Source organism: Bradyrhizobium sp. USDA 3397 (assembly GCF_054060965.1).
Window position 1 is genome coordinate 782029 of sequence record NZ_JBSSDS010000001.1, and the last position, 16311, is coordinate 798339.

Sequence of the window (16311 nt, forward strand, 5' to 3'; positions counted from 1 at the left end):
CGACAAGGCACAAACGAAGCTCAGGAAGATCCGCGGGCAGTTGACACGCGACCAAGAGAACTGGGCCGCCCGGGTTGGTCAACTCACGGCAGCGGCCAAGAGGTTGAGCGCTGCGATCATTGCGGCCCGGTCGATGGAGGGCTGAGGCATGGCCAAGGCAAAGGAGAAGCCCATCACCCGCGCGGGCATCACGCGGCGTCGCAACGCCGCCAAGCGTCGCCGGCTACGTCTAAGGACACCTCTGGGCCGGCTCGACGCAGACGGTGCATCGTGAGCGCAGAACATCAACCGGCGCCTGTTGTGGCTCGCGATCGAATGGGGACTGGAGCGAGCTCCGAAGGTCGGTCCCGCGCCCAGCGCCGAGCTGTGCGACTACTGCCGGAAGCACGGGATCAACGTCGACTGGATGCTCGACGGCGATCTAAAGGGCCTCAAGAGGATGATCGACGAACGCCGAGGGCACCAGAGGACTGAGCGAGGCCTTTGGCGAGGTATGCCCAGCTCACGCCTGAGCACCAGCTGATCGTGACGGCCGAGATCAACCGCATCCTGGCGAGCGCGACCAATGAAGCGCCATTGAGCAGGGCCCGCCGGTTCACGCTGGCGGGCCGTTCGTTTTCGGGCATCTCCGCGTGGAACAACCGCCACTTGCAATGGAACCGGAATTAACATATGATATTTTTATTTCAGTTCAGAGTTGTGTTCATTGAAGCAGATTGCACCCCAAGGGCTCTGTCGGCGCCCCGCTCTCGTCACGCCTGAAATGGTTGCACTCGCGATACTCGGGGGTCTGGCCCTGCTTGCTGTGCTTTGGGGGTGGTCGAGCCCACGAGTTGAGACGCCCCAGCACGTGGTCACCAAGCGCAATCCTCCTGATTGCTACTCAATCGCCAACAGGGTAGCCGCTGGCTGTTTCGAAAAAAATAAATGAGCGATGCCGGCGGCTGGCCTCGCGGCGACCGCAGGTTGCACAGGAGGCGCGACCGGCCGCGGCTGATGACGCACCGCCCCGGGCTCAGTAAGCACGAGGCCCGCTGGTTTACGCTGGCGGGTCGTTATTTTTCCAGACTTCTGCCAAGCTGGCCTTATGATCTAGGGGATTCGGAGACATCTCGGTTAAGCGAGCATGGGCATGCAAGCGATGACGCGGGTGATATTGGTCGGCCTTCCTAGCCTACTTGTCTCTGCTTGTGTGAGCTCTAATCAAGTCACTTCCGGTCCGACAGCCCGATCGGGGGCACCATGGGCGCGAGATCTCAATGAACCGCCCCCTCGACGACAGGCGGCTGATGCAGCGATCTCAGGCATAAAGGCGGACCTGAATGCTGCGCGCGAAAGAGCTTCGCACTAGGGCTTGGCCCCCGGGCTGCGCCCACAACGTCCGCCGGCCGGCGCGCTTTCCATTACTCAGATTGTAAATGCTTTATTTCGCTACCGCTCGTTCTGTGCCAGCATCGCGGCGCAATAGACCGGCCGATCGAATAGCAGGAAGGTGGAGCCGCTTTAGACGTCGCGCGCTTGGCTGTCTGGTGCTCCGGATTCAGCAGGCCCCAGAGTACCGCTAGAGCGGCCATGGCTCCGACCATCGCTAGGGCGAGCTTGTCGAGCTTCGTGAAAGCGGTGCGGCGATCGAGCCCACGTCCATGGGTGTTCGCACGGGTTTATTGGCCACACGTTGGACACGGCGGCAGAGTGGATCTTCAAGTGATTGGTTTTGGTGGCGCTCCCTAGCGGAATCGAACCGCTCTCTCCACCGTGAAAGGGTGGCGTCCTAACCGATAGACGAAGGGAGCAAACGCAGGGCCCTGCCGATTGTCCCGGCACGGCCGCTGGCCGGCCGAACAGGGCCCGGCGGCTTGCAGCGGGCGAACGTATAGTGGCCTTTGCGCTCCCGGGCAAGCCGTTCGGGAACGGTCTTTCGGCCCCGGTGGATAGCCCGGGGCGCGGGATCATTCGGAGGCGATTTCAACGGTTTGTTAGCGTTCCCTGCGTAGCGCTGGACGGGGAGATTTTGCCGATGCCACCGCCGAAGAAGCGCGCAGCCCGCAAGCTGCTGTCGCAGCATGCCTGGATCACGCTCGACGGCGGCTTTGCCGCTCGGCACTGCCTGGTTCAGGACATCTCGGATTCGGGCGCCAGGATCACCCTGGACGAGGACGCGAGCCAGCTTCCCGGCGTGATCCGGATGGCCTTTGCACGCGATGCGCGCACCGGGCGGAGCTGCCAGGTGGTCTGGCGCCGTGGCAAGTCGGCCGGCGTCAGGTTCCTCTGATCGCGGACGGTTCGATGGCGCGCGCGACCGGTCCGGGCTACAAGGCGGCGATGCGCACGCTGCTCCTCATCCTGCTGTCCTTGCTGGCCACGTCCGCGACCGCGGCGGAGAGCCTGCGCCTGCCGTCCGCCGAGCGGCCGCAGGCGGGCAAGGCGCTGCCGCTGAACGGCAGCACGGCCGGCAAGGCGCGGGCAGGCGCCTGCGCCGCCTATGGCGCTGGCTTCGTGATGGCCGAGGGCACCGGGACCTGCGTCAAGCTCGGTGGCTCGACCAGCCTCGACACCAACATCCGGCGCTGAAGCCCATGTCCGCGGATCTGGTGCGGCTCGACATCATCGTCCCCGTGCTGATGTATTGCGCACTGCTCTGGTGGGTCGGCCGCGGCCTCAGCTGGACCGCGCGGCTCGCCACGGCCGCCGTGACTCTGGTGCTGATCGTCGTCGTGCTGCTGGTCGAGCGCGGCTGGCGCTAAAGCCTGAAACAAAACCCCGAAAACAACCCCATGCACAGTAGCCGTCAAGCGTGGCCGTGACGCCGCGGGGCGCGCGCCCGAACGCGGATTCCCCGCGCGATCGCCGCAGCTTAAGGCGCGCGAGGGGCTCACGACATCGGCGGTGCGACGAATTGCGCAAATCCCGGCCGTTTGCCGAGCTCGGCGAGCCAACGGGTGAGGTGCGGCTGGGCCGGCCGGCTGATGCCCTCGACCCCGAGCCAGCGCCGCGCATAGGATCCGATCGCGATGTCGGCGAGCGTGAACGCATCGCCCTCGATGAAGCGGCGCGTGGCGAGCAGGCGGTCGGCGATGGCCCAGACCTCGGCGGCGGCATCGGCATCGCGCTGCACCTGGATCATGTCGCGCTCGGCGGGCGCGGTGCGCACGATGCCCCAGAATACCGGGCGGTCGACCGGCTGCACCGTCGACAGCGTCCAGTCGAGCCAGCGGTCGACCGAGGCGCGCTGCTTCGGCGCCTCGGGGTAGATCGGCGTGCCGCGCCCATGCGCGAGACAGAGATAGCGCATGATGGAGTTGGATTCCCACAGCACGAAGTCGCCCTCGACCAGCGTCGGGATCCGCGCGTTGGGATTCATCGCCAGGTACTCGGCCTCGCGCGTCTTGCCGTATTGCATGCCGGCATCGATGCGCTCGTAAGCCAGGCCAAGCTCGGTGCAGCACCACAGCACCTTCTGCACGTTGACCGAATTGGCGCGTCCCCAGATCGTCAGCTTGGCGTCAGGCATGAAGCGTCTCCCCGCATTGTCGCTTGCTGCGGGTGATAGCGGAATTCGGCGCGCCGGGCGATGCGCGATTGCATCGCGCCCGTCATGCAAAAAGCTCCGCACGCGGCGGAGCTTTCCTTGCAAAGTTCAAGCTTTTCGCTCAGCGGCCGAAGAACAGCCACAACAGAATGATCACCGGGATAGGCACGCCAATCATCCAAAGCAACAGCCCTCTCGCCATCGCATCCTCCTCCAAATCGGTTTCGTGAAAGGAGAACGTCCGGCGAGGGGCCTGGTTCCTGCCTGTGGCTTACCAATGGCCGGTGTTCGGCATCGACGCCCAGGGCTCCTGCGGCGGCTTCGGATCGCCCTTCTGCAGCAGCTCGATCGAGTGCAGGTCCGGCGAGCGGACGAAGGCCATGTTGCCGTCGCGCGGCGGACGGTTGATGGTGACGCCCGCCTTCATCAGCTTCTCGCAGGTGGCGTAGATGTCGTCGACCTCATAGGCGAGATGGCCGAAGAAGCGGTCCTCGCCATACGTCTCCTCGTCCCAATTGTAGGTGAGCTCAACCAGCGGCGCCCCGCGCGTCGGCGGCTGCTTCTTCAGGGCTTCGAGATCGTCCGCCGAGCACAGGAACACCAGCGTGAAGCGCCCCTTGTCGTTCTCGATCCGCCGCACCTCCTTCAAGCCCAGCGCATCCTGGTAGAATTTCAGCGCGACATCGAGATTGCGCACGCGCAGCATGGTGTGGAGGTATCGCATTTTCTTGTCCTTCTGAGAACGTTGTAAGAATTTCCGTCCGTCTCGGCACGACGGGGCACAAAATAGCAGTAAATATCGTATTGGTGCACTCACATACGTGCGGAATACGTGCGGGTCCGACCCGCTTTTGTTCTGGTGGCCCAAGCGCAGAATCTTGGGCGGATGTCGCATCGAGCGCGTGTCTGTGTCCAGCCTCTTGAGCCCTCGGGCCGGGGCGGGCATAGCCGCCGAGGCGGGCGTTCCAGAAAATGTTAAGCGGATTTCCGGCGACGATGTAGCTAGCTGCGTCTGTGTCGGCGAATGCTGCTGGGTATTTGTCTAAGCGTTTGCTGTTTAATTCTGGTGATCGTCGTGATGGTGATATTGGTGGTCGTTGCGATGGTTACGTTGATTGTCAACAGAATTGGCTTGCGTTGATCGTTTCGGTGAAAATCCACCCACAGCCTAGGACATTCTGTCCTTTGAGTTTTTTGCCTTATCCACAAAAGCCTCCCATTATTCCCCAAGGAATAAGGGGGATAACCGCGACGAAATCCGAATCGCCGCTGTCCGGGCGCGCGACTCACAGATAGAAAAGGCGCCGGTCGATGTTGGAAGCATCGGCCAGCGCCTGGGGTGGAGATTCCGAGGACTCTCCGCCTGAACACCGTAGGTTCTCGCTCCCTCCAGGCATTCTGTCAATCGAGTAGCGCGCGGAGAAAGCCGCTTCGCGCGACGGAGAAGCTTGGCCATGTCGGATAAGTTGTCGGTGCACTTCTGGTTGCTGAGTGCGAATGCGGAGGGGAACTGGGCAATCGCAGCCCTCATCGTCTTGGTGGTGGTGCTCGCCATCATCATGACCTGGCGGAGGAGGGCATAGCATCCGGTAACTGATCTAAGCGTTCGGCAACCTTCGCCTAGCCGTGCGCTCCAACTCATTCACGGCCTTCGCCAGCTTCCGCGCCGCGCTGTTGAGTTTGTCGATGCGGGACTGTGTTTCAGTGCTGAGCCGGTTGAGGTCAGGGTTAGTCTTCATCGTGCGAGCCGGTTGGCCGGCGCGGACGAAGAATCCCAAATCTTCCAGGTCGACAAACTTGCGACTTAGCCCCTTCACCTTCACAAGGAGCGCGTTCAGCTTCTTATCGAGGAACTCGTATTGCGCGCCCTGCCAGTGATCCGAAACGATTTCAACGTTGCTGATGAAGCCGTTGTGCCAGATATGGTGAAAGTTATGGGTGGCGAGGAACTCGACCTGCTCCGCTGTAAAAACCCTCCGAAACTTTACGATCAGATCGACATCATTGGGGTTAGGAGGCTTCCGTTTGTACGTGCCAATACCCAGCACCACCAAGCCAAGCGCGATTAAACTCCAGCCGATGCGCTCCGGGGTATCAGTCCAAGCTGATTGTGGTGTGCTCGGGAAAAGGACCGTCAGGGCAAACCTGACGAACTTCTCTATCCAGCCGACAAGCGTCGAGATGCCTGCCGCGACAAGGAAGAGGCCGGCCTTATTCCACGCATTTCCGAACCAAAGTCGGAGTAGCTCGATGGCCTTCTCGCCCCAATATTTCTGATCCACGAGCGCCCCCTGAAAAGGGTATAGCAACACCCTACGTTGCGCTCAACTCGCTCGCTACCGTGGCGTTATCGCTCCTTTTCCCTTGGTGGTGACCGTGCTGGATGTCACCGTAAGAAAAAGTCCCCACCCTGGTGGGCGGCCGTACTCGCCGCTCTAGTTGCACTTGCCGGACTGGCGCCACGGGTTACCGGCGTTATTTTGACCCGATCTCCGGCTGGGGCGGTTTATTGCCCAGATCAGCGAGTGACATCTGTTCGACCGCCGGACCCGTCTTATGAGTAAACCCAGCTATTTCCTTCTCCAACTGGCGCTGTAGCTCCAATTCCTCTTTTTTCTTTTTGTCTTCTTCCAGGATGATGATGAGAGACTGCCTCAGCACACGGAAGAAGCCCAAGCACTGCTCTTCCTCTAGCTCGTGAATGCCCAAGCTGAGGATCGAGTAGATCTTGGCGTTCTTGACTAGGAAGGGCGGCAGGTGATCCTTGAGCAACTTGATCTTGTCGTCCATGCGGACGCCGTAGAACTCCTCGTCCTTCCACCCCTCGGTCTCTTTGAACTCCTTAAAGCGCTTGACGATCAGCCGCTCGAATATGCGGCGCAGGTAGACGTAAGAGCCAATGCCGACGTTATGCGCGGCGAGGCCGATGGCTTTATGGAATTCGGACGAGTCCCCTTTATCTAGTAGCTTCGAATAGTCCTTGCTTTCGTCAAGCGCTATGTCCGCGAAAGATGGATACTGACCCCACTTACGCAATACGCCATCGGTGATGAGAATGAGAAATCGCAGCATGTGCTTTTCGTTGAATGTGCATCTAAACTGAATCTCATTCCAAACAGAACCAACTGAGTGGTCGTATTTTTGCAACCAGTTAAACGACACCTCTCCGCTCGTGCGGTTAAACACGCGCAGTTGCCTGCACTCGGGGCAAAACCCCTCCATGCGCAACGGGTTATGGAGCAAGTTGGTGATATCATCGACGGTTGTCTGTATCCGGTCGTAGGGTGGCGTCTTGAAAAAGAAATCGGCAGCCGTTGTGTAGGCGGGCAGAGCTTTTTCTTTTTTCGGCGTGTTCAAGATCAGCTCCTAAGGCTGCGGCGGTTTCATCGCGCCGAAGACGATTTCGACGCAGTCTTTGCATTCGATCAGGTCAGGCGATGCGATGTTGACCCGAAGGTTGATCGGCTTCAGGTTCATGCCCTGTAACGCCTCCGATAGGCGATAGGCGCAGTTAAACGGCGTTCCGTTGTCTGTGCCTACATTGATAGTAATTCCATCAGGAAACACGTTCCTGGCGTTGCGTCCGCCCTCAAGTCGCCAGCTGCCCATAGAGAGGATGTTGGTCATCTCGGCCACCGTCTCGGTCGCAGATTTGTCAGCGGGCTTCTCCCACATGCGCGCCTCGCAGGGCTTGCCGTTGCCCGCATTCACGGTCTGAAAGCGCAGGTTGCTAGCGTACTTCCAACGATCGATGTCAGTCCATTTGAACAAGCCGCTCGATGCCGTATTTTGCTGTGTAGCTCTACTTTCGGCGGCAGCGAGCTTTTGCTTAAGGTCGCGAATTTCGTCTGCCTGCACGATTTCGTATTTGTTGTAGAGAATCTTCCCAGTGTCGTACTGATGATAAAGGCCGGCCGCTGAGGTTATAAAGGCTCCAACGCCGGTGATGACGGCTGCCGAAACTCGGCGAAATCTTTCCCAATTAACCGCTCGGAAGAAAGCAGGGATCTTCTGAATTCCCGACGCCTTACCCCAGCGAGTAAGATTCTCTTTGGCATCGTCCGGCGAGACGCGCGCAAAGGCGATCACTAGGCCTGCGATAGTGATACAGGCGCCGATGATGGTCCAAATCGTCTGAAAAACGCTCATGGCCGAACTGATGCGTCTGGAATCGGGTGGGCAAGGAAAAAGCCGAAGAATATCAGCTCACTTTGAGGTGGCAAGATGGTTGCCAAGCGCCCGCCCGTTGAGGGAGTAATTGGCTTTAAGCCCCGGCCAGTGACATGGAAAAAGGTGTTACCTCCCTAAGCGTCCTCGCGCCTTTACGCTGCTCGCCATCCTGCTCGGGGTGGGACTGCCTGTCGTCAAGTCGGAAGCGACGCTAGCCATGCAAATAGACCTGTAGTCCGAGCATGATGTCGCTTGAGCCGGTCGTAAGAAAACAGCGCTAACCAAAATCTCAAGCGCCCAAAATCCTATTCTCATCAAAGTTGTCTCTATCCAAAAGTACACGGGAGTTGTAGCCGGTGAGAGTGCTTGTCACTAGGCCGCAATGCGTGAACATCCGGAATATCTGACAGATTGACGGTGACAATGCAGTCCAGTGCACACGAAAATCCCACTGCGGGCAGCGATGTTTCACGCCGGGCACCAAGTGACCCTTTCCGTGATTGCGTGAAGGGTGCCGGCTCGCTACGCACTGCATCACGTTCGAAGCAGTGCCGCCATCTCTTTCCAATGATAGATTCGCACCTTCTCGGTTTGATGCCGCGCGGCTTTGGCGATGGCGTGCGCGATGTCGTTGCCGGCGAGCCCGCGATAGCGGTCGGCGGGGCCAACGAGCAGCGGATTGAGCGCGCCCCATAGCGCGATGATGAGGCGTTCGCGCGGGCGGTCCTCGTCGCGCGCGCCGAGGATCATCGACGGGCGGAAAATATGCGTGTGCTCGAAATCGAGCGAGAGAATGTCGCGCTCGACCTCGCCCTTGGTCCTGAGATAGAACACGCCGGACCCGGCGTTGGCGCCGACGGCCGTAACCAGAAACACCGACCGCGCGCCGTTCGCTTTGGCGATCTCGGCCGCGAGCACCGGATAATCATGATCGATCTTGTAGTACTCGGCCTCGTCAGGGGTGTGCTTGCGCGTGGTTCCCAGCGCGATGAAGATCTCGTCCGCAACCAATTGCGGCTTGAGTGCGGGCAGGGACGCGCGATCGCCGATCAGCACCGTGAGCTTCGGATGGCTCACCGCCAGCAGCTTGCGGGCCACCGCCACGACGCGCGAATAATCGGGACTGTCCAAGAGGTCGCGCAGCAATTGCGAGCCGATGAAGCCGGTGGCGCCGAAGACAAGTGCGGTTTTCATTCGAGCACCTTTTTTGCGTTGATCATTTAATCGCTATTCTGTGCAAATTCACTGTCGTCTCTGATCGTTCTCGATCCGCCGCACCTTCCGCAATCGCGGCGCATCCCGCAGCTTGGCTTACAGACGTGCTGTCGCGCCTAGCGGATCACCCTGCCAAGCGCATTGACGAACCGCTGCCTTGGAATTGGCGCCCCCAGAACGTCGCTCACGTGGCGTGAACGCGGTAGCCAGGCGGCACCTCGCCGCGCTGCGCATTGCCGAAGGCCACCACCCAATCGCGCTGCTCGTCGGTATCCGGCACGATCAGGCCCCGCGAGGCTCTGATCAGCTCAAGCGCTGCCTCCGCCTCGATTCCGGAACAGATCAGTGCGCACGCTGCAATTACCGAAGACCGGCCAATCCCCGCCCGGCAATGGATCGCGATGGAACGACCGTCTCGCAAGCCGGTGGCCAACAAGTGAGCGATCTGCGAAGCCTCATGCCAGGATTCTGGTAATCCACGATCTGGAATCGGGAAAGAAATGAAGTCGATCCCATTAGAACGGCAAAGCTCGGCTTCACGCTGCAACCCAAGCTCCGAAATCTCCTCGTGCTCCAGAAGGCTCACCACCACATCGACGCCGGAGTTCTTCCACTCGTTCACCTCCGTCTCCAACCAGTCCTCAGCGCGAGGACGCGCCATAGTCGCTATCCGTCCAACCGCTTGAATCTCAATCCAATGTAATCGGGACATCCAAACCCTAGTTGTGCAATCCACTACACGGCAGCATCGCATAGTCCACGCCTTACTGGCAGGGTGCGGCCTTCCCCGGACGGCTACTCTTAACGAGATTGCGGTGACAGTGCACTTACTCGACTCTGTTGACCTCAGCTGGGCGCGGAGCCCAGCGCAAGGGCGGCCGGGCCCGCAGCGCCGGCGCCGAGCGTGGGAGGCCGTCGTCGTAGCGGCTCGCGCTTGGCCGATCGAGACACCGCAATTGCGGTGCCAGTGCACTCAATTGGCGCTGCAGCTATTCCCTACCTGCACTCGAAACTCGCCGCGCTCTCGGGATCGCCTTGGCCCTTGTACCGCGCATGTTGCGGATAGGCGCAAAGCGGCCGGCTGCGGCCGGGAAAGGCTGGTCCCGTCGCCTCCACCATTTCGGGCGCCTTGCCGTCTTCCACCCAGTTCACGACCGCGGTGAGGAGATCGAAACGATCGAGCGCGGCGCCGCTCGAGCAGTGACCCATGCCGGGCACCAGGAAGGCCCGGCTCGATTTCTCCCGCACCAATTCCATGCCGCCGGAATCCGCCGCCATGCGCTCGTAGTAATTCACGGTGTCGTTCGCCGAGAACCAGGGATCGCTCACACCGTGGTAGAACAGCAGCTTGCCGCCATGGCCGAAGTAGCTCGAGAGGTTGGTCCAGTAGGCGGTGTTGGTGAGGCGATCCATCCCGCTCGCGTTGACCCGGTCTTCGAGCTGATCGACGTTGATGCTTTCCCAAACAGGCGGTCCGACCGGACTGCGCGCGCCTGTGGCCAGGATGCCGGGAATGGCAACGCCTTCGGCTGCCACGCCGCTGTCCCACGGGAACGGCGGGTAGACCTGCGTGCCGCGTGAATTCTTCGGTCCGGCAAAAGCCTTCTTCAGGGCGTCGACCTGCGGCGGCGCCAGGCAAGAATCCGTCTTGTCGCCCTTGCAGGTGAGCACCGCGGGATCGAATTGACAGGCCTTGCCGTCGAAGATCAGGCCATCCTTGACGCCGTCCTTGGCGTCGCAGGCATCGAGGATCGCGTTCGTGATCAGCTTTCGCTCGCCTGCGGAAAACGTCTTGGCGGGCTCCGGCTTGCCGGACGCATCTTTCGGCGCGATCTGGCTGAAGGCAGCGTTGGCCCAGGCGAGACCGATATTGGAATTGCCGGTGCGCATCGCAGGCGCGCCGGCGACGATGCCGTCGAATTGCTCGGGATAGCGCGCCGACGCCAGCATGCCTTCGCGGCCCCCGGTCGAGCAGCCCGTGAAGTAGGAACGCTTTGCGGGCTGGCCATAGTAATGCGCGACGATCGCCTTGGCGGCCATCGTCACCTTGCCGACGGATGCATGGGCGAAGTTGAGCGCGGCTTCCTGGTCCTTCAGGAACGAGGCATCGAACACCGCGCCCTGATGACCGCTATCGGTCGAGACCACGGCAAAGCCGCGCGCCAGCGCCGGCACCTCGCCGGCCGCGTGGTAACCTAGCGGCGGCCGGATCGAGCCGTTCAAACCGCCGCCGCCCTGAAACAAGAACCGGCCGTTCCAGCGATCGGGCAGGGCAATGGCAAAGCCGATCGCGTAGGACTTGCCCTCGACCCCCACGCGCTGATCGATCACGCCATCCGCGCGGCAATTCGGCGGCAGCGCCACCGAGACGGTGGCCGGCGCCGGCGGTGACGGCTGCACGGTTCCCGGCGGCGCCTCCGGCACCATTTCGGCCTTGGTGATCGTTGCCGTCGATCCCGGCATCGTCCAGCCGGTCAGGTCAGCGCATTTGAGCGCAGGTGGTATGTTGGCTGAATCGTCGGCGCTTGCCGGCGAGATCGCAATGACCGTGATGGCCGCTATCAGACCCAGGCCAGCCATCGCATCATCAAGCGCCACCTTTCTTTTTCGCTGCATCGTTCCTCCCTGCGCTTTCTGAATTTTATTGCGGCACTTAACTCACGCCGGCCGCCGGCCGATCTGCTGCAGCGACACTGAAACTATCTTGTGTTATTCGGCAGGTGCAGTCCAGCGGCGCAGGCTTTCAACCGCTCTCGTCATTGCCTCCGCACTTGAACCCCGCCAGAGGTCGCGCCGACCAAACGGCATGGCCGCACTCGTTGCAGAACTCCTGTTCGATCTCGTCAGAACCCTCGTGGGTAGCTGGCTGAGACAGGCTGTAGTGGCCATCTGTGCGTGGCTCGATACCAAGATTCACGGCCGCGCGGCACGCTTTGTCGTGGGCGGGTTGCTCGGGATCGCCGCTTTTTTCCTCGTTCCTGTTATCGCTGGCTTGCTGGGTCTTTGATGCCCTGGCTGAGGACGTACCTTGTCATCGCATTGGCCATCGGGGCGCTCGTCTCGACGGTGCTCCTCGTCCTGGAGCCGCTGACCGACTTCGCGTTTCTTTGGCTGGAGTGGCCGGGTATCAGCGCAGCGTATTTTTTCCGGGGAGCGGTCGGAGGACCCATTGTCGGCATCGCCATTTCCTGGGTCGTGAATGCGCTGACTTACGGTCTGGGTGCTTTCGTCATTCTCAGCGTCATCAAGGTGCTGAGGGAAGCATGATCCCTCACGCCGTCTCCTCGTCACCCTTGGCCACGATCTCGACTTCGAAATAGCCCATGTCGCGGAGCTCGGCGGCTTTCTTCTCGGCCGCTTCCCTTGTGTCTCGCTTCAAGATGATCTGGCCCGCTCCGTCGCGGGCACAAACGAAATAAGGCATTTTCGATTCCCAATTTCGTTTGCATACGCACGGAGCCGGGTTCCCGCAATTGGACGGCTCACTCGTCCAGCCCGGCCTTTTGCCGCATCTTGTCGATCAGCTCCGAGGCCTCGGCCTTGGTCAGTTCTTCCTCGGGCAGGTCCTGGTGAGCCTGCTCGGCCAGGGTCTTGAGATAGGATTCCTGGGCTCCGGTCATCGGGTCGTCGCCGGAAACCCAGTCCTTCGGGTCCTTCCGGGTGTTGTCGGCCATCGCGCATCTCCTATTCGGTTTTCCGTAGAACGTCAGACTCGACTCTTCGTTCCGTTTTTGTTCTCATGGGCCATATCTAGAATTTGCGAGGCGGAACAATGCCGGACCTGGACTTTCTCAGGCGGGAGATCGAACGGATGCGCATCCAGATGGGCAGGCAGAGGAAGGAGATCCTCCAGCTGCAACGGGCGGGTATCGGCACGGCCTCGGCCGAGGCGTTGCTGTCGCGGATGCAGGCGAAGGTCGAGAGCCTGTGCGCGGAACGCGATGCGCTGAAGGCGGCAGAGCCGCGCCAGTCCAAGGGCAGGGTGCTCGGCGGGAGGACATGGTGAGCAGGCGATGGTTCGACGATGAGCGAGACCTGTCGCCCTTCCTGACCGCGCTCGAGGACGTCCGCCGCAGGGCGACGCGGGAAGGGTGGTGCTATGCCCACGTCCAGGCCATCATCGTCGCCATCGACCAGTACGCGGAAGCTGCGACGGGTAACCGCGAGTATTTCCTCAACAAGCCGGTTTCGATCGGGGACAACCGGAAGGCCGCGGACATTCCGTGAGCGCCCGAGCGGCTCTCGGGACTGCGCGGCTATCGTTGCCGATCAGCGCGGTGAGACCGAGGAGGAGGGCGCTGACCTCATGCGTTCCGCCGAAGCGGTCTTGCTTCGCGGCGAAGGCCTGGCGCGGCGCTTGCCCGACTTCGGACCAGCTTTTGGTGTGATCCCGTTCTGCTCGTCGAACTGCTTCAGCCAGGCCGCGATGTAGCGCGGGTCGTCGGGACAAAGCCGCTCGAGCAAACGAAGGTTCTGCGCTCTGAATTCCACAAGGGTTTTCGGCATCACGGCTCCTCAAAACCCTGCCCGTCGCAAAAAGTGCGGCCGGACGGCCGCCGGGTCAACGGCAAAGAGCGCTTGAAATCCCGAGCGAGCTGATGCAGCGCCAAAAGCGAAAACCCCGCCCTTTCGGGAGCGGGGTTCTCTGTCGAGGTGAAGCTTAGGGACGCTTCAACTGTAAGACGCGCGAGCGGCTAAGAAAGTTCAAACGAAAGTGCGCCGCTTCGATTGCAAGCGAATGCACGCGCGCCGGGCCATTACAAATCCGTAAGTCGGTTGAAAATCGACGCCGCAAAACTATCTCTGCGTCAGGCGGCAGCGTAACAAGCCGCCCCTCAACTGACACCCAGCCGCCGCGCTCAGAAAAAAGGCGAAGCTGGGTCCTTTGACATTCTCCGGCTCAGGTCCAGCCTCATTGGCCTCAGAGGCAAACGTCCATGGCCGCCCGCACTTACAACCACGAACGCTGGTCGGAAGACGACGACCGGCTGCTTCGATCCATGTGCGAAACCGGAAAGAGCCTCACGCTGATGATCGTGAAGCTCAAGCGCCCCATTGCATCGATCAGGTCGCGCGCGATCGAGCTTGGCATCAATCTGCCGGGCACGCGCATCGGTCTGCGACGGAAGCGGCGAACAGCCCGTACGCCCAGACAAAGCCGCTGAAGGCACCACGACAATTCAGCCGCGCCGCTCTGCTGCGGAGCGGTGCGGCTGCAACCAAGCTCAGGCCGCAATCCGGTGTTCGACGGGCGCCGTCAGGAACTTGAGCGCTTCGGCATGGGCGAGATCCGGAACCGCGATCGCCGTGTGGCTGTACATCGCGTGTGTGCGCGACGTCGCGATCTGGTCCAGGATCCCCTTGCCCTTGATGACGTGGAGGCCCATGCCGTCATCGACGGGGAAGATCGCCAGCACCACGTCGTAGGCCGCGATCACGGCTCTGAGCGCCTCGGCCTTGTCTTCGGCGACATCGACGAAAATACGAACATCCGCCGCGAGTTCACGCAGCTCGTTAAAATCCAGCACTTTGAGGATACTCCAACGCAACCAACCTGAGTGAAGCTTGGTCGCGTTAGGTTACTGAAGCGTCAACAACGGATCGCCGAGCCACAAGTTTCACGACGAGGTGACGCCAAAGCGCGATGCTATCTAGCGCTTGGCGTCCTCCTTGCGCAGCCTGGCCTCGGCGGCCTCGTCCACGAGGGTCAAGCTGGCGCCGTCATAGCTCAGCTTGAAACCGCGGCCGACGATCCAGGTCCAGCCCTCCCGGTCCTTGATTGCCGAGGCGTTGAACTGGTCGGAGATGGATTTGACCGCAGCTTCCTGCGATCCCGGATTGTTCAGCGTCGCATTGACGCGCCAGATCGGATGCCTGGGGTCGGTCTCGTCGCTGTCGACGGCGACCTTGGCGCCGTTGATGTCGCATGCGAGCGTGTACGGACCTCGGCTCGGCCGGCAGAGATAGTGGCGTCGCGCGACGAGCTTGTTGGCCTCCTCGAATGACATCCCGGGCGAGAAGCCGAACATGTCGGACTTTTTCACGAGGGCGAAGGACGCGGGCTTCAAGAAGCTAGGCTGGATCGCGACGAGGGCTGCGACGGCGACCACGATCAGACCTGCGATGACGATAGCGACCTTCATCAGAACCCCATCAGATACCTTTCCTGGCTTATAGCAGCCGCGGCGCTGTGCCAGGTTCGAGAAATTGCAGGTCCTAAAATTGCAGGTCCTGCAACGTCTTGCACAGGAAGTCGGGAACCTCGCGGAGCCCGTGCTTGCGTTTTTGGCCTCGATAGGGTCTAAGCCCGATCGCTTCATGACTTCTGGCATGAATCAGCAGCGCGCACTCGCGGGTCCGGCCGCGTCCCCAGCAGCAGAATTGCTCCGCGCACCCATTCAAAGGAATTCAGACCATGGCGAAGATGACGAAGACCCAATTGATCGATGCAATTGCCGAGGGCACGCAGCTTTCGAAGAACGACGTGAAGTCGGTGATCGAGTACATGGCGACGGTCGGCTACAAGGAGCTCAACGAGTCCGGCGAGTTCGTCATTCCCGGCTTTGTGAAGATGTCGGTCGTGAACAAGCCGGCGACCGAAGCCCGCATGGGCATCAATCCCTTCACCAAGGAGCCGATGCAGTTTGCGGCGAAGCCCGCCAGCAAATCGGTCAAGGCCTCGCCGCTGAAGGTGGCCAAGGACGCCGTCTGACGTGCCGGCGATGTCGGTGCGGTGGGCTCATTGACGCGCCGGCGCAGCAATCAACGGCCGAGGACCAGGTGGTGCTCGGCCATCGCGATGCCCGAACATCAAGACGACCATCAGGGTAACCAGCACGCGGTACTCGCTTCGTCCTGAACGACGAGCTTTGTTCCCTCACCATCCTCATCCGCTTCACAAGAAAAAGCCCCGCGCTTTCGCGCGAGGCTTTTCTGGCTGACGGCGTTGGGATTTCAGCGCCTGGCCGACAGCCATGGCTTTAACCTAAAGTTGAAATCGCAAAAAGCAACAGCGCCGCCACGACGGAGTATGTTCGTCAGGCGGCGCTGCCGTGTAACTGGGCGCTGAAATCCCCAGCTTCCATAGGTGCTTGTCGCGCCGAAAAGGTTCAACGCCGCCCCCCACCAAAATTTTACGTCCGGGGCTGGACTTTTTGTTCTCATTTTGTTCTAGTGAGACGCGTTGATGGACCGTTGGAGGTTGCTCATGACCGTCGAAAAACAGCGCGAAGTGATCAGGCTCTGGAACGAGCTCAGAAAGGTCGAGGGCCCTGCGGCGGAGGAGCTGCGCATCCAGATCCTCGAATGCTTCTCGAAGGAGAAGCCGAAGCGGGCGGCCTGACTTTGTCGACGCCACGCGGCAACGCGCAAGCGCGATCCGCTCCGAGGGGGCGCGC

At 61.0% G+C, this 16311-nt stretch carries 25 protein-coding genes, 1 tRNA gene and 1 pseudogene; 12 read left to right on the forward strand and 15 right to left on the reverse strand.

All coding sequences use genetic code 11. From position 1 onward, the window contains the following. Positions 1-525: 525 nt before the first annotated feature. The gene (locus ACVWYQ_RS03735) at positions 526-669 is read left to right on the forward strand and encodes a hypothetical protein (protein ID WP_271546583.1); all 144 of its coding nucleotides are present in this window, start codon (positions 526-528) and stop codon (positions 667-669) included. 1049 nt (positions 670-1718) lie between these two features. Here the strand turns inward: ACVWYQ_RS03735 and ACVWYQ_RS03740 are convergent. After that, positions 1719-1793 (reverse strand) — tRNA-Glu (locus tag ACVWYQ_RS03740). A 224-nt stretch (positions 1794-2017) separates the two neighbouring features. Here ACVWYQ_RS03740 and ACVWYQ_RS03745 point away from each other — a divergent pair. The 3 genes from ACVWYQ_RS03745 to ACVWYQ_RS03755 are packed head-to-tail and all read left to right on the forward strand — an operon-like array spanning position 2018 to position 2744. Further along, the gene (locus ACVWYQ_RS03745; RefSeq protein ID WP_036033409.1) at positions 2018-2272 is read left to right on the forward strand and encodes a PilZ domain-containing protein; all 255 of its coding nucleotides are present in this window, start codon (positions 2018-2020) and stop codon (positions 2270-2272) included. A gap of 50 nt (positions 2273-2322) precedes the next feature. Then, complete coding sequence (locus ACVWYQ_RS03750; RefSeq protein WP_456725433.1) at positions 2323-2571, forward strand: hypothetical protein; 249 nt, start codon at positions 2323-2325, stop codon at positions 2569-2571. Positions 2572-2576: 5 nt separating this feature from the next. Then, positions 2577-2744 carry a hypothetical protein gene (locus ACVWYQ_RS03755; protein WP_225149579.1) on the forward strand — a complete coding sequence of 56 codons (168 nt, stop codon included), beginning with the start codon at positions 2577-2579 and terminating at the stop codon, positions 2742-2744. Positions 2745-2872: 128 nt separating this feature from the next. Here ACVWYQ_RS03755 and ACVWYQ_RS03760 read toward each other — a convergent pair whose 3' ends face one another. The 6 genes from ACVWYQ_RS03760 to ACVWYQ_RS03785 all read right to left on the reverse strand — a co-directional run bounded on the left by ACVWYQ_RS03760 (position 2873) and on the right by ACVWYQ_RS03785 (position 8893). Continuing rightward, the gene (locus ACVWYQ_RS03760; protein WP_456725434.1) at positions 2873-3511 is read right to left on the reverse strand and encodes a glutathione S-transferase family protein; all 639 of its coding nucleotides are present in this window, start codon (positions 3509-3511) and stop codon (positions 2873-2875) included. A gap of 289 nt (positions 3512-3800) precedes the next feature. After that, positions 3801-4253 carry a VOC family protein gene (locus tag ACVWYQ_RS03765; protein WP_135171220.1) on the reverse strand — a complete coding sequence of 151 codons (453 nt, stop codon included), beginning with the start codon at positions 4251-4253 and terminating at the stop codon, positions 3801-3803. Between the two features lie 874 nt (positions 4254-5127). Continuing rightward, entirely contained in the window at positions 5128-5811 is a 684-nt protein-coding gene (locus tag ACVWYQ_RS03770) for a hypothetical protein (RefSeq protein ID WP_456725435.1), read from the reverse strand. A 193-nt stretch (positions 5812-6004) separates the two neighbouring features. Then, on the reverse strand, positions 6005-6886 hold the full coding sequence (locus ACVWYQ_RS03775) for a hypothetical protein (protein WP_456725436.1): 882 nt from the start codon (positions 6884-6886) through the stop codon (positions 6005-6007). A 9-nt stretch (positions 6887-6895) separates the two neighbouring features. Next, positions 6896-7678, reverse strand: a complete 783-nt coding sequence (locus ACVWYQ_RS03780; protein ID WP_456725437.1) for a hypothetical protein — start codon at positions 7676-7678, stop codon at positions 6896-6898. A gap of 555 nt (positions 7679-8233) precedes the next feature. Then, entirely contained in the window at positions 8234-8893 is a 660-nt protein-coding gene (locus tag ACVWYQ_RS03785) for an oxidoreductase (protein WP_456725438.1), read from the reverse strand. Between ACVWYQ_RS03785 and ACVWYQ_RS03790 the strand changes: the two genes are divergently transcribed. After that, complete coding sequence (locus ACVWYQ_RS03790; RefSeq protein WP_456725439.1) at positions 8881-9111, forward strand: transposase domain-containing protein; 231 nt, start codon at positions 8881-8883, stop codon at positions 9109-9111. The two genes, ACVWYQ_RS03785 and ACVWYQ_RS03790, sit on opposite strands and share 13 nt — an antisense overlap. Here the strand turns inward: ACVWYQ_RS03790 and ACVWYQ_RS03795 are convergent. The 3 genes and pseudogenes from ACVWYQ_RS03795 to ACVWYQ_RS03805 form a co-directional block, all read right to left on the reverse strand. After that, entirely contained in the window at positions 9099-9668 is a 570-nt protein-coding gene (locus tag ACVWYQ_RS03795; protein WP_456725440.1) for a protein-tyrosine phosphatase family protein, read from the reverse strand. The genes ACVWYQ_RS03790 and ACVWYQ_RS03795 overlap by 13 nt on opposite strands. A 242-nt stretch (positions 9669-9910) precedes the next feature. Next, positions 9911-10327, reverse strand: a complete 417-nt coding sequence (locus ACVWYQ_RS03800; protein WP_456727122.1) for a tannase/feruloyl esterase family alpha/beta hydrolase — start codon at positions 10325-10327, stop codon at positions 9911-9913. Positions 10328-10444: 117 nt separating this feature from the next. Next, positions 10445-11530, reverse strand: a pseudogene (locus ACVWYQ_RS03805) (tannase/feruloyl esterase family alpha/beta hydrolase); the annotation flags it as partial. 190 nt (positions 11531-11720) lie between these two features. Between ACVWYQ_RS03805 and ACVWYQ_RS03810 the strand changes: the two are divergent. Both ACVWYQ_RS03810 and ACVWYQ_RS03815 read left to right on the forward strand, forming a co-directional pair. Next, positions 11721-11921, forward strand: a complete 201-nt coding sequence (locus ACVWYQ_RS03810; RefSeq protein WP_404541241.1) for a hypothetical protein — start codon at positions 11721-11723, stop codon at positions 11919-11921. Beyond that, positions 11921-12181 (forward strand): hypothetical protein, encoded by a 261-nt coding sequence (locus ACVWYQ_RS03815; RefSeq protein WP_404541239.1) that lies wholly within the window; start codon positions 11921-11923, stop codon positions 12179-12181. Before ACVWYQ_RS03810 ends, ACVWYQ_RS03815 begins: the two co-directional genes overlap by 1 nt. 4 nt (positions 12182-12185) lie before the next feature. Here the strand turns inward: ACVWYQ_RS03815 and ACVWYQ_RS03820 are convergent, their stop codons facing one another. Then, positions 12186-12338: a hypothetical protein gene (locus ACVWYQ_RS03820; protein ID WP_157783960.1), complete on the reverse strand. Its 153-nt coding sequence runs from the start codon at positions 12336-12338 to the stop codon at positions 12186-12188. Between the two features lie 58 nt (positions 12339-12396). Then, positions 12397-12588 (reverse strand): DUF3072 domain-containing protein, encoded by a 192-nt coding sequence (locus tag ACVWYQ_RS03825; RefSeq protein ID WP_225141865.1) that lies wholly within the window; start codon positions 12586-12588, stop codon positions 12397-12399. A 98-nt stretch (positions 12589-12686) separates the two neighbouring features. On the opposite strand from ACVWYQ_RS03825, the gene ACVWYQ_RS03830 reads away from it, so the two are divergent. Together ACVWYQ_RS03830 and ACVWYQ_RS03835 are read left to right on the forward strand one after the other, a co-directional pair. Then, positions 12687-12920: a hypothetical protein gene (locus tag ACVWYQ_RS03830; protein WP_271546558.1), complete on the forward strand. Its 234-nt coding sequence runs from the start codon at positions 12687-12689 to the stop codon at positions 12918-12920. Continuing rightward, positions 12914-13141 carry a hypothetical protein gene (locus tag ACVWYQ_RS03835; RefSeq protein WP_025036169.1) on the forward strand — a complete coding sequence of 76 codons (228 nt, stop codon included), beginning with the start codon at positions 12914-12916 and terminating at the stop codon, positions 13139-13141. Before ACVWYQ_RS03830 ends, ACVWYQ_RS03835 begins: the two co-directional genes overlap by 7 nt. 42 nt (positions 13142-13183) lie before the next feature. Here ACVWYQ_RS03835 and ACVWYQ_RS03840 read toward each other — a convergent pair whose 3' ends face one another. Continuing rightward, positions 13184-13420 (reverse strand): hypothetical protein, encoded by a 237-nt coding sequence (locus ACVWYQ_RS03840; protein ID WP_157284226.1) that lies wholly within the window; start codon positions 13418-13420, stop codon positions 13184-13186. Positions 13421-13851: 431 nt separating this feature from the next. Between ACVWYQ_RS03840 and ACVWYQ_RS03845 the strand changes: the two genes are divergently transcribed. Beyond that, complete coding sequence (locus ACVWYQ_RS03845) at positions 13852-14079, forward strand: hypothetical protein (protein WP_035999684.1); 228 nt, start codon at positions 13852-13854, stop codon at positions 14077-14079. Positions 14080-14139: 60 nt separating this feature from the next. On the opposite strand, the gene ACVWYQ_RS03850 is transcribed toward ACVWYQ_RS03845, so the two are convergent. Further along, positions 14140-14442: a hypothetical protein gene (locus ACVWYQ_RS03850; RefSeq protein ID WP_275502085.1), complete on the reverse strand. Its 303-nt coding sequence runs from the start codon at positions 14440-14442 to the stop codon at positions 14140-14142. A 123-nt stretch (positions 14443-14565) separates the two neighbouring features. Next, the gene (locus ACVWYQ_RS03855) at positions 14566-15057 is read right to left on the reverse strand and encodes a hypothetical protein (RefSeq protein ID WP_404541234.1); all 492 of its coding nucleotides are present in this window, start codon (positions 15055-15057) and stop codon (positions 14566-14568) included. 272 nt (positions 15058-15329) lie between these two features. Here ACVWYQ_RS03855 and ACVWYQ_RS03860 point away from each other — a divergent pair, with 272 nt between their 5' ends. Together ACVWYQ_RS03860 and ACVWYQ_RS03865 are read left to right on the forward strand one after the other, a co-directional pair. Continuing rightward, a complete protein-coding gene (locus ACVWYQ_RS03860) occupies positions 15330-15626 on the forward strand; it encodes an HU family DNA-binding protein (RefSeq protein WP_008558895.1) in 297 nt (98 codons plus the stop codon). Between the two features lie 495 nt (positions 15627-16121). Further along, the gene (locus ACVWYQ_RS03865) at positions 16122-16256 is read left to right on the forward strand and encodes a hypothetical protein (RefSeq protein WP_260347228.1); all 135 of its coding nucleotides are present in this window, start codon (positions 16122-16124) and stop codon (positions 16254-16256) included. Positions 16257-16311: the final 55 nt, after the last annotated feature.

Excerpts from the sequence above, each read along its gene's own strand:
- ACVWYQ_RS03745 (WP_036033409.1), top strand. The coding sequence starts at position 2,018 with ATGCCACCGCCGAAGAAGCGCGCAGCCCGCAAGCTGCTGTCGCAGCAT.
- ACVWYQ_RS03750 (WP_456725433.1), top strand. The coding sequence starts at position 2,323 with ATGCGCACGCTGCTCCTCATCCTGCTGTCCTTGCTGGCCACGTCCGCG.
- ACVWYQ_RS03755 (WP_225149579.1), top strand. The coding sequence starts at position 2,577 with ATGTCCGCGGATCTGGTGCGGCTCGACATCATCGTCCCCGTGCTGATG.
- ACVWYQ_RS03760 (WP_456725434.1), bottom strand. The coding sequence starts at position 3,511 with ATGCCTGACGCCAAGCTGACGATCTGGGGACGCGCCAATTCGGTCAAC.
- ACVWYQ_RS03765 (WP_135171220.1), bottom strand. The coding sequence starts at position 4,253 with ATGCGATACCTCCACACCATGCTGCGCGTGCGCAATCTCGATGTCGCG.
- ACVWYQ_RS03780 (WP_456725437.1), bottom strand. The coding sequence starts at position 7,678 with ATGAGCGTTTTTCAGACGATTTGGACCATCATCGGCGCCTGTATCACT.
- ACVWYQ_RS03785 (WP_456725438.1), bottom strand. The coding sequence starts at position 8,893 with ATGAAAACCGCACTTGTCTTCGGCGCCACCGGCTTCATCGGCTCGCAA.
- ACVWYQ_RS03795 (WP_456725440.1), bottom strand. The coding sequence starts at position 9,668 with ATGCGATGCTGCCGTGTAGTGGATTGCACAACTAGGGTTTGGATGTCC.
- ACVWYQ_RS03800 (WP_456727122.1), bottom strand. The coding sequence starts at position 10,327 with ATGGATCGCCTCACCAACACCGCCTACTGGACCAACCTCTCGAGCTAC.
- ACVWYQ_RS03810 (WP_404541241.1), top strand. The coding sequence starts at position 11,721 with ATGGCCGCACTCGTTGCAGAACTCCTGTTCGATCTCGTCAGAACCCTC.
- ACVWYQ_RS03815 (WP_404541239.1), top strand. The coding sequence starts at position 11,921 with ATGCCCTGGCTGAGGACGTACCTTGTCATCGCATTGGCCATCGGGGCG.
- ACVWYQ_RS03820 (WP_157783960.1), bottom strand. The coding sequence starts at position 12,338 with ATGCCTTATTTCGTTTGTGCCCGCGACGGAGCGGGCCAGATCATCTTG.
- ACVWYQ_RS03825 (WP_225141865.1), bottom strand. The coding sequence starts at position 12,588 with ATGGCCGACAACACCCGGAAGGACCCGAAGGACTGGGTTTCCGGCGAC.
- ACVWYQ_RS03830 (WP_271546558.1), top strand. The coding sequence starts at position 12,687 with ATGCCGGACCTGGACTTTCTCAGGCGGGAGATCGAACGGATGCGCATC.
- ACVWYQ_RS03835 (WP_025036169.1), top strand. The coding sequence starts at position 12,914 with ATGGTGAGCAGGCGATGGTTCGACGATGAGCGAGACCTGTCGCCCTTC.
- ACVWYQ_RS03840 (WP_157284226.1), bottom strand. The coding sequence starts at position 13,420 with ATGCCGAAAACCCTTGTGGAATTCAGAGCGCAGAACCTTCGTTTGCTC.
- ACVWYQ_RS03845 (WP_035999684.1), top strand. The coding sequence starts at position 13,852 with ATGGCCGCCCGCACTTACAACCACGAACGCTGGTCGGAAGACGACGAC.
- ACVWYQ_RS03855 (WP_404541234.1), bottom strand. The coding sequence starts at position 15,057 with ATGAAGGTCGCTATCGTCATCGCAGGTCTGATCGTGGTCGCCGTCGCA.
- ACVWYQ_RS03860 (WP_008558895.1), top strand. The coding sequence starts at position 15,330 with ATGGCGAAGATGACGAAGACCCAATTGATCGATGCAATTGCCGAGGGC.
- ACVWYQ_RS03865 (WP_260347228.1), top strand. The coding sequence starts at position 16,122 with ATGACCGTCGAAAAACAGCGCGAAGTGATCAGGCTCTGGAACGAGCTC.